Annotated in this window: 10 protein-coding genes; 7 read left to right on the plus strand and 3 right to left on the minus strand. The window is 70.4% G+C overall.

The features are described from left to right. The first annotated feature begins 24 nt into the window (after positions 1–24). A complete protein-coding gene (locus tag QF034_RS29560; protein ID WP_307177757.1) occupies positions 25–738 on the plus strand; it encodes a glycoside hydrolase family 12 protein in 714 nt (237 codons plus the stop codon). Between the two features lie 31 nt (positions 739–769). On the opposite strand, the gene QF034_RS29565 is transcribed toward QF034_RS29560, so the two are convergent. From QF034_RS29565 to QF034_RS29575, 3 genes are all read right to left on the minus strand, one after another. Continuing rightward, a complete protein-coding gene (locus tag QF034_RS29565) occupies positions 770–1957 on the minus strand; it encodes a sulfotransferase family protein (protein ID WP_307177758.1) in 1188 nt (395 codons plus the stop codon). A 111-nt stretch (positions 1958–2068) separates the two neighbouring features. Continuing rightward, complete coding sequence (locus QF034_RS29570; protein ID WP_307177759.1) at positions 2069–4111, minus strand: glycoside hydrolase family 31 protein; 2043 nt, start codon at positions 4109–4111, stop codon at positions 2069–2071. A 122-nt stretch (positions 4112–4233) separates the two neighbouring features. Next, complete coding sequence (locus QF034_RS29575) at positions 4234–5283, minus strand: LacI family DNA-binding transcriptional regulator (RefSeq protein WP_307177760.1); 1050 nt, start codon at positions 5281–5283, stop codon at positions 4234–4236. 333 nt (positions 5284–5616) lie between these two features. On the opposite strand from QF034_RS29575, the gene QF034_RS29580 reads away from it, so the two are divergent. From QF034_RS29580 to QF034_RS29605, 6 genes are all read left to right on the plus strand, one after another. Then, on the plus strand, positions 5617–7557 hold the full coding sequence (locus tag QF034_RS29580; RefSeq protein WP_307177761.1) for an acyl-CoA dehydrogenase family protein: 1941 nt from the start codon (positions 5617–5619) through the stop codon (positions 7555–7557). Positions 7558–7652: 95 nt separating this feature from the next. Continuing rightward, positions 7653–8909, plus strand: coding sequence for a 1-deoxy-D-xylulose-5-phosphate reductoisomerase (dxr, locus tag QF034_RS29585; protein WP_307177762.1), 1257 nt, complete (start codon positions 7653–7655; stop codon positions 8907–8909). Further along, positions 8906–10210, plus strand: coding sequence for a M50 family metallopeptidase (locus tag QF034_RS29590; RefSeq protein WP_503167797.1), 1305 nt, complete (start codon positions 8906–8908; stop codon positions 10208–10210). Before dxr ends, QF034_RS29590 begins: the two co-directional genes overlap by 4 nt. Before the next feature lie 167 nt (positions 10211–10377). Continuing rightward, the gene (gene ispG, locus QF034_RS29595; RefSeq protein WP_307177763.1) at positions 10378–11535 is read left to right on the plus strand and encodes a flavodoxin-dependent (E)-4-hydroxy-3-methylbut-2-enyl-diphosphate synthase; all 1158 of its coding nucleotides are present in this window, start codon (positions 10378–10380) and stop codon (positions 11533–11535) included. Between the two features lie 182 nt (positions 11536–11717). Then, a complete protein-coding gene (locus QF034_RS29600; RefSeq protein WP_307177764.1) occupies positions 11718–12566 on the plus strand; it encodes a GNAT family N-acetyltransferase in 849 nt (282 codons plus the stop codon). Between the two features lie 30 nt (positions 12567–12596). After that, entirely contained in the window at positions 12597–13127 is a 531-nt protein-coding gene (locus QF034_RS29605) for a GNAT family N-acetyltransferase (RefSeq protein WP_307177765.1), read from the plus strand. The last annotated feature ends 24 nt before the right edge of the window (positions 13128–13151 follow it).

Here is a 13151-nt window from a genome sequence, read left to right on the forward strand (position 1 = left end):
CCCCCACCCCATGGAAGGGACACCATGGCATCACGCACGCTGAACAGGGTCGCCAAAGCCCTGCTGGCTCCCGCCCTGGCACTCGGCGCCACCGTCGGCCTCGCCTCCGCCCCCGCCTCGGCCGCCGTCTGGAACTCCTGCGACCAGTGGGCCAGCACGAACCTGAACGGCTACACGCTCTACAACAACATCTGGGGCGGCGGCGCCGGCAGCCAGTGCATCTGGGCCAACTCCGGCACCAACTGGGGCGTCTGGGCCAACCACCCCAACACCGGCGGCATCAAGTCCTACCCGAACCAGACGAAGGCGATCAACAAGTCGATCACCTCGCTGGGCTCGCTGTCCAGCAGCTACAACGTCAGCGTCCCGTCCTCCGGCGCGTACAACACGTCGTACGACATCTGGGACACGGACCACGACTACGAGATCATGCTCTGGGTCAACAAGACCGGACCCGTCGGCCCGATCGGCAGCTCGCAGGGCAGCGTCAGTCTCGGCGGCCACTCCTGGAACGTCTTCAAGGGCACCAACGGCTCCAACGAGGTGTTCTCGTTCATCCGCACCTCCAACTCCAGCTCCGGCACCGTGAACATCCTGCCGATCCTGAAGTGGATCAAGGACACCAAGCGCTGGATGGGCAACGAGACCATCGGTGACGTCCAGTTCGGCTACGAGATCACCTCGTCGTCCGGCGGCCTGGACTTCCGCACCAACAGCCTGTCCGTCAGCAGCAGCTGACGCCGCACCGGGGCGGGGCCGGCCGTGCCGTTCAGGCGCGGTCGACCTCGTCCCGCAGCGCGTTGTAGTCCGCGAACGCCGACTCGACGTCGGCGCGGGTCAGGCCGTAGCGGGACAGGTCGTAGGTGTGCTTCCGGGTGCCCTTGGGGCGGGCGACGGCCGCCGGGAGACGGGCCGTGTCCCCCTCGGTCCAGGGGGCGCCGACGGCCGCGTAGAGCTTCGGGGCGCCCGTGGCGGGGTCGGAGCCGAGCCACGAGTACGGGGCGTCCACCAGCTGCTCGGCGGGGATGGCGGCCCGGGCCGCGAGGCCGCGCGTCATGGCACGGCTGAGCAGGCCCAGCCAGGTGGCGCCGATGCCGGGCAGGTCGAGCGGGCGGGTGCTGACGGCCATGCCGTGCTCGATCAGCGAGCAGAACGACGCCACGACGGTGACCGGATCCCGGTGGCACCACACGATCGTGGCGTCGGGGAACACCGTGCGCAGCGCGTCCAGGTTCTCCAGGTGCATGGGGGACTTCAGCACCCAGCGCCGCCGCGGACGGCCGTACTGGAGCACCTGGTAGACCTGCTTGAGGTACCGGTAGTCGGCGACGAAGTCCCGTGCGCAGTGCCACGCCTGGTACTCGGGGATACGGGCCTGGGAGAACGGCATCAGGGCGTGCGGCAGCGCGAACGTGCACTCCTCCGGTCCCTCGGCGGCCATCGCGTGGATGTCCCGGAAACGCGGCGCGAAGAGGTCCGTGCCCTGCACCAGCCGACGCCCGGCCCTGATCGCCCTGCGCCGCTGCCGGGGCGGCAGCTCCAGGTCGGGCCCGAGCAGTTCCCACAGCAGGGGGCACCGGTGCCCGTCCGAGATCGACAGCACCGCGTGCGTGACCGTGGTGGCGGTGCGCGGCAGCCCCACGACGAACACCGGCTTCTCGATCGGCTCCCGCTCGATCTCCGGATGCTCGGCGATCAGCCGCAGGACGCGGGCCCGGTTGGTGAGGTGCCGGCGCACGTGCACCTGCGCCGACTGCCAGCCGACCGGGGTCAGCCGCTCGGCCTTCGCCCACCATCCCAGCAGCGACCGGAAGCCGTCGACGAACTCCCGGTCGCCCGGCGCCTCACCGGCCTCCACCACGAGACGGTCGAAGATCCGGTCCGGGGCACGGCGGGAGCCGAAGCCCGGCCGCAGCAACAGGTTCGCCAGCGTGAGGGCGAGCGGAGACGTGGACACGCAGGGAACTTATCCTCTCGAACCCGCTTGCGCTGGACGGAAGTTGGCCGAACAGGCGGAAGGGGTGGCCGGATGACCTCCATCGAACCGGCCACCCCCCCGCTGACGCGGCTACTCCGCTACGGGCAGCCGCGCCCCGTCCCGCAGAAACAGCGGGATGCGGTCCAGTGGGGCGTCGACCGTCACGGACCGGCCGCCCTCGTACGTCTCACCCGTCCACGCGTCCGTCCAGGTGGCCCCCGCCGGGAGGTAGGCCGTGCGGGCGGTGGCCCCGGCGGTGAGCACCGGGGCGACCAGCAGGTCCGGGCCGAACAGGTAGGAGTCGTCGACCGACCAGGTCGCCTGGTCGTCCGGGAACTCCAGGAACAGCGGCCGCATCACCGGCAGGCCCTCCTCGTGCGCCTCCCGCATGACGCGCAGCACGTACGGCTTCAGACGCTCGCGCAGCCGCAGATACCGCTCCAGGATCGCCCCGGCCTCCTCGCCGTACGACCACACCTCGTTCGGGCCGCCGGTCATCGCAGGGCCCAGCGGCATGCCCGGGTCGCGGAAGCCGTGCAGACGCATCAGCGGGGACAGCGCGCCGAACTGGAACCAGCGGACCATCACCTCCCGGTACGCCGGGTCGTCCGGGTCGCCGCCGTGGAAGCCGCCGATGTCGGTGTTCCACCACGGGATGCCCGACAGGGCGGTGTTGAGGCCGGCCGCGATCTGGCGGCGCAGGGTCGGGAAGTCCGTGCCGATGTCCCCGGACCACAGGGCGGCGCCGTAGCGCTGACTGCCCGCCCAGGCCGAGCGGTTGAGGCTGACGACCTCCTCCTCGCCGGTGGCGACGAGGCCCTCGTAGAACGTGCGGGCGTTCTCGGCCGGGTAGATGTTGCCGACCTCCAGGCCCGGGCCCGCCCAGTAGCGCAGGTTCTCCTGGAAGCCCGGCTTCAGCTCCGGCTCGCAGGCGTCCAGCCAGAACGCCGTGATGCCGTACGGGTCGAGGTAGTTCTCCTTCACCTTCGACCACACGAACTCCCGGGCCTCCGGGTTGGTGGCGTCGTAGAAGGCCACCTGGACCGTGGAGGCGACCTCCTTGTCGGGCCAGTCGGCGTGCGCCATGGGGCCGTACTGCGTGCCGATGAACCAGCCGCGCTGCTCCATGACCGGGTGGTTCTCGCTGAGCGGCGACACCGACGGCCAGACGCTCACCACCAGCTTGATGCCGAGCTCTTCCAGCTCGCGCACCATCGCCGCCGGGTCCGGCCACTCCTTCGGGTCGAACTTCCACTCGCCGAGGTGCGTCCAGTGGAAGAAGTCGCAGACGATCGCCGAGATGGGCAGGCCCCGTCGCTTGTACTCCCGGGCCACCGTCATGAGTTCGTCCTGGGTGCGGTAGCGCAGCTTGCACTGCCAGAAGCCCGCCGCCCACTCCGGCAGCATCGGCGTCCGGCCGGTCACCGCGCTGTAGCGGCGCTGGGCGGCGGCCGGATCGCCCGCCGTGATCCAGTAGTCGATCTGCCGGGCCGAGTCGGCGACCCACCGCGTGCCGTTGTGTGCCAGCTCCACGCGGCCGATCGCCGGGTTGTTCCACAGCAGCGTGTAGCCGCGGCTGGAGGTCAGCACCGGGATGCCGACCTCGGCGTTGCGCTGCACCAGGTCGAGGACCAGGCCCTTCTGGTCCAGGCGCCCGTGCTGGTGCTGCCCGAGGCCGTACAGCTTCTCGTCGTCGTAGGCGGCGAAGCGCTGCTCCAGGCGGTGGTGGCCATTGCCGACGGCCGTGTAGAGGCGGGAGCCGGGCCACCAGAAGTGGGCGCGGTCCTCGGCGAGCAGCTCGGCGGAGTCCTCCGTCCGCAGGAAGCGGATCAGGCCCTCGGCGTTCACCTCGACGGTGAGCGTGCCGACGGTCAGCTGCCCGCGCCCGTCCTCGATCTTCACCGTGGACGGGGTCGCGGGCGCCTCGGCGAGGAGCGCGCCCGGGAGCCCTTCGAGCACCGGGCCGCCGAGCCGGGCCCGCACCCGGACCGCGTCCGGACCCCACGGCTCGATCCGTACGGTCTCCTGACGGCCGCTCCACTCCAGCGCGCCGCCCCGCTCGCGGAACGTGCCGACGGTGGGGGAGGACTGCGCCAGACTCACCTGGGGCTGGGTTTCAGCAGGCTGATTCACGTGGCGGGCTCCTGTGCTCCTGGGGGAGTGCAGACAGAGGTGTTCAGACAGAGGTGTTCAGACAGAGGTGTGCGGACATGGGGGTGCCCTGGGAGGGCGGGAGAAGGGGGGTGTGGTGTGCCTTACGGCCGGGTGGGCGCCGGCCCCGTGCTGCCCCGGACCGTCAGCTCGGGCGCGAGCAGCACGACCTCGTCGCCGCCGCGCCCCTCGAACTTGGCGACCAGCTGTTCCACGGCGTGCCGGCCCATCTCCTGCGCGGGGATGGCGACCGACGTGAGCCGCACCGAGGCCTGCGTCGCGACCTGGTCGGGACAGATCGCGACCACCGACACGTCCTCCGGCACGGCCCGGCCCTGCTGCCGCAGCAGCGCGAGCAGCGGCTCGACCGCCGACTCGTTCTGCACGATGATCCCCGTGGTCCCCGGGCGTTCGTCGAGGATCCGGGCGAGTGTCACGGCCATCGCGTCGTACCCGCCCTCGCAGGGCCGGTGCAGCAACCGCACGCCCAGCTCCCGGGAACGGGACCGGAGCCCGTCGAGGGTGCGCTCGGCGAAACCGGTGTGCCGCTCGTAGACGGCCGGGGCCTCGCCGATGACAGCGATGTCTTGATGCCCCTGCTTCGCCAGGTGCTCCACGCACAGGGCGCCCGTCGCCCGGAAGTCCAGGTCGACGCAGGTCAGCCCGGTGGTGTCGGCGGGCAGCCCGATCAGCACGGACGGCTGGTCCTCCCCCACTCTCGACTCCGCTCGAGCGGGGGCGCCCCCATCGCGCAGCAAGGGCAGCCGCTCGTCGTCGAGTTCGACGTCCATCAGGATCATCCCGTCGGCGAGCCCGCTCCCGGCGACGCGGCGCACCGCGTCCGGGCCCTCCTCACCGGTGAGCAGCAGCACGTCGTACCCGTGCGTCCGGGCGGCGGTCGCCACCGCGATGGCGATCTCCATCATCACGGGCACGTACATGTCCGTGCGCAGCGGGATCATCAGCGCGATGATGTTCGACCTGCTGCTGGCCAGGGCACGGGCCCCGGCGTTCGGGTGGTACCCGAGCTCGCGGATGCTCCGCTCGACCCGCTGCCGGGTGGTCGCGGAGATGGACCGCTTGCCGCTGAGGACATAGCTCACCGTGCTCGCCGAGACTCCGGCGTGCTGGGCGACCTCGGCGAGGGTGACCATCCAGCTCTCCAAGCTTTGTGAAGCGCTTCGACGATGCGCGTTACTGATGTGTGTGGGTGAGGGTGGTTCGACAGTAGCTCCAGCGGGAGTACGTGTCCATAGGTTGTCGAAGCGCTTCGATACCTATTTCTCAGGGGGATGTCCGACTCCTGGCCGGCACCCCGATGCAACACCGTCGTCAGGCCCCCGACAAGTCCGGGAGCGTTCCGCCCCATCGGCTGAACGGATGCGCGAGGACTGGTGGGAGCGTCCGGTTTCGGGTACCAACGATCCAGTAGCACTGATCGGTAACGTACGGTCCTCAACATCCCTATATGCGGCGAGGTGGCCCTCATGTCCGCTTCCACCACCCCCTCTTCCCGTCCCGCCGTCACCGAGCGGGAGGCCCGTGAGGTGGCGGAGGCCGCCCGGGAACAGCACTGGCGCAAGCCCAGCTTCGCCAAGGAGCTCTTCCTCGGCCGCTTCCGGCTCGACCTCATCCACCCCCACCCCCTCCCGGCCGACGAGGCGGCCCAGCGCGGCGAGGAGTTCCTCGCCAAGCTCCGCGACTTCGTCGAGACGAAGGTCGACGCGGCCCTCATCGAGCGCGAGGCCCGCATCCCCGACGAGGTGATCGACGGACTGAAGGAGCTCGGCGCCTTCGGCATGAAGATCGACACCAAGTACGGCGGTCTCGGCCTCACGCAGGTGTACTACAACAAGGCGCTCTCCCTGGTCGGCTCCGCCAGCCCCGCGATCGGCGTGCTGCTCTCCGCGCACCAGTCGATCGGCGTGCCGCAGCCGCTGAAGCTGTTCGGCACACAGGAACAGAAGGAGCGCTTCCTGCCGCGCTGCGCCCGCACGGACATCAGCGCCTTCCTGCTCACCGAGCCCGACGTCGGCTCCGACCCGGCCCGCCTCGCCACCACCGCCGTGCCCGAAGGGGACGACTACGTCCTCGACGGCGTCAAGCTGTGGACCACCAACGGCGTCGTCGCCGACCTGCTGGTCGTCATGGCCCGGGTCCCGAGGAGCGAGGGCCACAAGGGCGGCATCACGGCCTTCGTCGTGGAGACCAACTCGCCCGGCGTCACCGTCGAGAACCGCAACGCCTTCATGGGCCTGCGCGGCATCGAGAACGGCGTCACCCGCTTCCACCAGGTCCGCGTTCCCGCCGCCAACCGCGTCGGCGAGGAGGGCCAGGGCCTGAAGATCGCCCTGACCACGCTCAACACCGGACGGCTCTCCCTGCCCGCCTCCTGCGTCGCGGCCGGCAAGTGGTGCCTGAAGATCGCCCGGGAGTGGTCGGTGGCCCGCGAGCAGTGGGGCAAGCCGGTCGCACACCACGAGGCGGTCGGCTCCAAGATCTCCTTCATCGCGGCCACCACCTTCGCCCTCGAGGCCGTGACGGACCTGGCCTCGCAGATGGCCGACGAGGACCGCAACGACATCCGTATCGAAGGCGCGCTCGCCAAGCTGTACGCCTCCGAGATGGCCTGGACGATGGCCGACGAACTCGTCCAGATCCGCGGCGGCCGCGGATTCGAGACGGCCGAGTCCCTCCGGGCCCGCGGCGAGCGCGGCGTCCCCGCCGAGCAGCTCCTGCGCGACCTGCGCATCAACCGCATCTTCGAGGGCTCCACGGAGATCATGCACCTCCTCATCGCCCGCGAGGCCGTCGACGCCCACCTCTCGGTCGCCGGTGACCTCATCGACCCCGACAAATCCCTGGGCGAGAAGGCCCGCGCGGGCGCGGGCGCGGGCGTCTTCTACGCCAAGTGGCTGCCCAAGCTCGTCGCGGGCCCCGGCCAGCTCCCGGCCACCTACGGCGAGTTCAAACACGGCGTGGACCTCTCCGGGCACCTGCGCTACGTCGAGCGCACCGCCCGCAAGCTCGCCCGCTCCACCTTCTACGCCATGTCCCGCTGGCAGGGCCGGATGGAGTCCAAGCAGGGCTTCCTCGGCCGGATCGTCGACATCGGCGCCGAACTGTTCGCCATGAGCGCGTCCTGCGTCCGGGCCGAACTCCTGCGCAGCCAGGGCGACCACGGCCGCGAGGCCTACCAGCTCGCCGACATCTTCTGCCGCCAGTCCCGCATCCGGATCGAGGAGCTCTTCAACCGCCTGTGGACCAACACCGACGACCTCGACCGCAAGGTCGTCAAGGGCGTCCTGTCGGGCACGTACGAGTGGCTGGAGCGCGGCATCGTCGACCCGTCGGGCGAGGGACCGTGGATCGCGGACGCGACACCGGGACCGAGCCAGAAGGAGAACGTCCACCGGCCGATCCGGTAACTCGGCACTTATGGGGGCGCGGGCCGATGCGGCGCGCGCCCCCGCGAAGGGGATGCGCTGTCCTCACACACCACGCTTACGGCAACAATGGAGGGATGAGCGACAGTCCAGCCCCCCTCGCCGACCCCCATCTGGTCTACGACCCCGTAGCGGGCGACGGCCCGAAGGACGTGGTGATCCTCGGCTCCACCGGGTCGATCGGCACGCAGGCCATCGACCTCGTGCTGCGCAACCCCGGCCGGTTCCGGGTCACCGGCCTGTCCGCCAACGGCGGCCGGGTCGCCCTCCTCGCCGAGCAGGCGTACCGGCTGCGGGCGCGCACGGTCGCGGTCGCCCGCGAGGACGTCGTACCGGCCCTGCGCGAGGCGCTCACCGCGCAGTACGGCACGGGCGAGCCGCTCCCCGAGATCCTCGCCGGCCCGGACGCGGCCACGCAGCTCGCGGCGTCCGACTGCCACACCGTCCTGAACGGCATCACCGGCTCCATCGGCCTCGCCCCGACCCTGGCCGCCCTGGAGGCGGGCCGCACCCTCGCGCTCGCCAACAAGGAGTCGCTCATCGTCGGCGGCCCGCTGGTCAAGGCCCTCGCCAAGCCCGGGCAGATCATCCCGGTCGACTCCGAGCACGCCGCCCTCTTCCAGGCCCTGGCCGCCGGCACCCGCGCCGACGTCCGCAAGCTGGTCGTCACCGCCTCCGGCGGCCCCTTCCGCGGCCGTACGAAGGCGGAGCTGGCCCATGTCACCGTCGACGACGCCCTGGCGCACCCCACCTGGGCCATGGGCCCGGTCATCACGATCAACTCCGCGACCCTCGTCAACAAGGGCCTGGAAGTGATCGAGGCACACCTGCTCTACGACATTCCCTTCGACCGCATTGAGGTCGTCGTGCATCCCCAGTCGTATGTCCACTCGATGGTTGAGTTCACGGATGGATCGACACTGGCCCAGGCGACCCCGCCCGACATGCGCGGGCCGATCGCCATCGGCCTCGGCTGGCCCGAGCGCGTGCCCGACGCGGCGCCCACCTTCGACTGGAGCAAGGCCTCGACCTGGGAGTTCTTCCCGCTCGACAACGAGGCCTTCCCGTCGGTGAACCTGGCGCGGCATGTCGGCGCGCTCGCGGGCACCGCCCCGGCGGTGTTCAATGCGGCCAACGAGGAGTGCGTGGAGGCGTTCCGCCAGGGCGCACTGCCCTTCAACGGGATCATGGAGACCGTCACCCGGGTCGTCGAGGAGCACGGCACCCCGCGTACGGGAACCTCACTCACCGTGTCGGACGTCCTCGAAGCGGAGACCTGGGCGCGGACCCGGGCCCGGGAACTGGCGGCACAGACGGCGGAGGCCCGTGCATGACGACCCTGATGTTCATCCTCGGCATAGGTCTCTTCGTGGTCGGGCTGCTGTTCTCGATCGCGTGGCACGAGCTGGGGCACCTGTCCACCGCCAAGCTGTTCGGCATCCGCGTGCCGCAGTACATGGTCGGTTTCGGCCCGACCGTCTGGTCGCGCAAGAAGGGCGAGACCGAGTACGGGCTCAAGGCCATCCCGTTCGGCGGCTACATCCGCATGATCGGGATGTTCCCGCCCGGCCCCGACGGCCGGCTGGAGGTCCGCTCCACCTCCCCGTGGCGCGGCATGATCGAGGACGCCCGCTCGGCCGCGTACGAGGAGCTCAGGCCGGGTGACGAGAACCGCATGTTCTACACGCGCGCGCCCTGGAAGCGCGTGATCGTGATGTTCGCGGGCCCCTTCATGAACCTGATCCTGGCCGTGGCGCTGTTCCTCACCATCCTGATGGGCTTCGGCATCACCCAGCAGACGACCACGGTCAGCTCGGTCTCCCAGTGCGTCATCGCGCAGAGCGAGAACCGCGACAAGTGCGAGAAGGGCGACCCGGCGAGCCCGGCCGCCGCCGCGGGCCTCAAGGCGGGCGACAAGATCGTCTCCTTCGGCGGCGTCAGGACCGACGACTGGAACAAGCTGTCCGACCTCATCCGCGCCAACCCCGGCAAGGAGGTGCCGATCGTCGTCGACCGCAAGGGCCAGGACGTCACCCTGCACGCGAAGATCGCCACCAACCAGGTAGCCAAGAAGGACTCCGGGGGACAGATCGTCGAGGGCCAGTACGTCCGGGCCGGATTCCTCGGCTTCAGCGCCGCCACCGGCGTGGTCAAGCAGGACTTCGGCGAGTCCGTGACCTGGATGGGCGACCGGATCGGCGAGGCCGTCGACTCCCTCGCCGACCTCCCCGGCAAGATCCCGGCCCTGTGGAACGCGGCCTTCGACGGCGCCCCGCGCGAGGCCGACTCCCCGATGGGCGTGGTCGGCGCGGCCCGCGTCGGCGGCGAGATCTTCACCCTCGACATACCGCCGACCCAGCAGCTGGCCATGGCCCTCATGCTGGTCGCCGGCTTCAACCTCTCCCTGTTCCTGTTCAACATGCTCCCGCTGCTGCCGCTCGACGGCGGTCACATCGCGGGCGCCCTGTGGGAGTCGCTGCGCCGCAACACGGCCAAGGTCCTGCGCCGCCCGGACCCGGGCCCCTTCGACGTGGCGAAGCTCATGCCCGTCGCCTACGTGGTCGCAGGGATCTTCGTCTGCTTCACGATCCTGGTCCTGATCGCGGATGTGGTGAACCCGGTGAGAATCTCCTAGTCATACGGCGTTCACGGCGGCCCGGCATGCTGTGTGCCGGGCCGCCCCCATGGAGTGGCCATGCGGGCGGGATGTGCCCGCGCCAGGGCATGTGCCGTAATCTCGAAGCTCGGAGCCCGCTGCTCACGGGACCGGACCTTGATCCACGACTTGGGGTTGCACAGCAGATGACTGCGATTTCTCTCGGCATGCCGTCCGTTCCGACCAAGCTCGCCGAGCGCCGGAAGAGCCGGCAGATCCAGGTCGGATCCGTGGCCGTCGGCGGAGACGCCCCCGTCTCGGTCCAGTCGATGACGACGACGCGTACGTCCGACATCGGCGCGACCCTGCAGCAGATCGCCGAACTCACCGCCTCCGGCTGCCAGATCGTCCGTGTCGCCTGCCCGACCCAGGACGACGCCGACGCCCTCTCGACGATCGCCCGCAAGTCGCAGATCCCGGTCATCGCCGACATCCACTTCCAGCCGAAGTACGTCTTCGCCGCGATCGAGGCCGGCTGCGCGGCGGTCCGCGTCAACCCGGGCAACATCAAGCAGTTCGACGACAAGGTCAAGGAGATCGCCAAGGCGGCCCGGGACCACGGCACCCCGATCCGCATCGGCGTCAACGCGGGCTCCCTCGACAAGCGCCTCCTGCAGAAGTACGGCAAGGCGACCCCCGAGGCCCTGGTCGAGTCGGCCCTGTGGGAGGCGTCCCTCTTCGAGGAGCACGACTTCCGGGACATCAAGATCTCCGTCAAGCACAACGACCCGGTCGTGATGATCGAGGCGTACAAGCAGCTCGCCGAGCAGTGCGACTACCCGCTGCACCTGGGCGTCACGGAGGCCGGTCCCGCCTTCCAGGGCACGATCAAGTCGGCGGTCGCCTTCGGCGCGCTGCTCAGCCAGGGCATCGGCGACACGATCCGCGTCTCGCTGAGTGCGCCCCCGGCCGAGGAAGTGAAGGTCGGCCTCCAGATCCTGGAGTCGCTGGGCCTCAAGGAACGCGGCCTGGAGATCGTCTCCTGCCCCTCCTGCGGCCGCGCCCAGGTCGACGTCTACAAGCTGGCCGAAGAGGTCACGGCCGGCCTCACCGGCATGGAGGTCCCCCTCCGCGTCGCCGTCATGGGCTGCGTCGTCAACGGCCCGGGCGAAGCCCGCGAGGCCGACCTCGGCGTCGCCTCCGGCAACGGCAAGGGCCAGATCTTCGTCAAGGGCGAGGTCATCAAGACCGTCCCCGAGTCCAAGATCGTCGAGACGCTGATCGAAGAGGCGATGAAGCTCGCCGAGCAGATGGAAAAGGACGGCGTCATCTCGGGCGAACCGTCGGTGGCGGTAGCGGGCTGACGTTTGAAAAGCCGCCAGTTCTGGGTCCGCGCCCCTGAAAGGGGCGCGGGGAACTGCGCGCTCAGCCACAGAAAACCCCGCACCCGCCGACAAACCCCAGGCTCCCGAGCTCGAGGGCGCCCGCCCAAGCAGCGCAGCTATAGTGCGGAGACCAGCAGACCCGAGTGTGTGAGGCCCCGCCCGTGTTGACGCAGACGACCTCCCGGGTCCTCGAACCGAGCGACCTGGACGCCGCGCTCGCCATACTCGACCGCGAGCCGGTGGCCAACGCCTTCGTGGCGTCCCGCGTGCAGATCGCCGGCCTCGACCCGTGGCGGCTCGGCGGCGAGATGTGGGGCTGGTACGAGGACGGCATGCTGACGTCCCTGTGCTACGCGGGCGCCAACCTCGTCCCCATCTGCGCCACTCCGCGCGCCGTCCGCGCCTTCGCCGACCGCGCCCGCCGGGCCGGCCGCCGCTGCTCCTCCATCGTCGGCCCGGCCGGCTCCACCGCCGACCTGTGGCGGCTGCTGGAACCCCAGTGGGGCCCGGCCCGCGACGTCCGCCGCCACCAGCCGCTCATGGTCACCGACCGCCTGCCGGACGGCATCGCCCCGGACCCCTACGTCCGTCGCGTCCGCAAGGACGAGATGGAGAAGATCATGCCGGCGTGCGTGGCCATGTTCACCGAGGAGGTCGGCGTCTCCCCGCTGGCCGGCGACGGCGGCCTCCTCTACCAGGCCCGCGTCGCCGAACTCGTCGGCTCCGGCCGGGCCTTCGCCCGCTTCGACGCGGACGGCAAGGTCGTCTTCAAGGCCGAGATCGGCGCCGCGACCGACCGCGCCTGCCAGATCCAGGGCGTCTGGGTCGACCCCGAGTACCGGGGCACCGGCCTGGCCGCCCCCGGCATGGCGGCGGTCCTGCGCTACGCCCTGGCCGACGTGGCCCCGGTGGCGAGCCTGTACGTCAACGACTTCAACACGGCAGCCCGCAGGACCTACCAGAGGGTGGGCTTCCAAGAGGTCGGCGCCTTCATGAGCGTGCTGTTCTGACAACGGAAAGCCCCCTGTAGGCTCCCCGCCATGGACCTGGTGATCGGCCCCCTCGACCTCTCCGCCCACGTCGACGAGGCCCTGGAAGTCCAAGCCGTGGCATTCGGGCTGGGCCCCGACGAAGTCGCAGTCCGCCGCCAGATCGTCCTGCGCCACATGACCTACCCGGGCGCCCGAGCCCTCGGCGCGACAACCGGCGGCAACCTCGTGGGCTTCGTCTACGGCATGCCCAACGACCGAACCCACTGGTGGTCCACCGTCGTGGAGCCGTACCTCAGGGCGAACCACCACGACCACTGGCTCGACGACGCCTTCGTGATCACCGAACTGCACGTCCACCCCGCCCACCAGAACCGCGGCATCGGACGCTCCCTGATCACCACGATCACCGACAGCGCCGCCGAACCCCGCTCGATCCTCTCCGCGATCGACACCGAAAGCCCCGCCCGCGCGCTCTACCGCTCCCTCGGCTACCGGGACCTGGCCCGCCAGGTCCTCTTCCCGAGCGCCCCCAAGCCGTACGCGGTGATGGGGGCCCCGCTCCCGCTCCTGCGCCGTTAACCGATTTCCACCGCCCGGCACCCC

The sequence above is a fragment of the Streptomyces africanus genome (assembly GCF_030816955.1).
In the GTDB taxonomy this organism is placed as follows: domain Bacteria; phylum Actinomycetota; class Actinomycetes; order Streptomycetales; family Streptomycetaceae; genus Streptomyces; species Streptomyces africanus.

Bases quoted from the DNA above. Each gene is read 5' to 3' on its own strand.
- dxr (WP_307177762.1), top strand. From the start codon at position 7,653: ATGAGCGACAGTCCAGCCCCCCTCGCCGACCCCCATCTGGTCTACGAC.
- QF034_RS29560 (WP_307177757.1), top strand. From the start codon at position 25: ATGGCATCACGCACGCTGAACAGGGTCGCCAAAGCCCTGCTGGCTCCC.
- ispG (WP_307177763.1), top strand. From the start codon at position 10,378: ATGACTGCGATTTCTCTCGGCATGCCGTCCGTTCCGACCAAGCTCGCC.
- QF034_RS29590 (WP_503167797.1), top strand. From the start codon at position 8,906: ATGACGACCCTGATGTTCATCCTCGGCATAGGTCTCTTCGTGGTCGGG.
- QF034_RS29605 (WP_307177765.1), top strand. From the start codon at position 12,597: ATGGACCTGGTGATCGGCCCCCTCGACCTCTCCGCCCACGTCGACGAG.
- QF034_RS29580 (WP_307177761.1), top strand. From the start codon at position 5,617: ATGTCCGCTTCCACCACCCCCTCTTCCCGTCCCGCCGTCACCGAGCGG.
- QF034_RS29575 (WP_307177760.1), bottom strand. From the start codon at position 5,283: ATGGTCACCCTCGCCGAGGTCGCCCAGCACGCCGGAGTCTCGGCGAGC.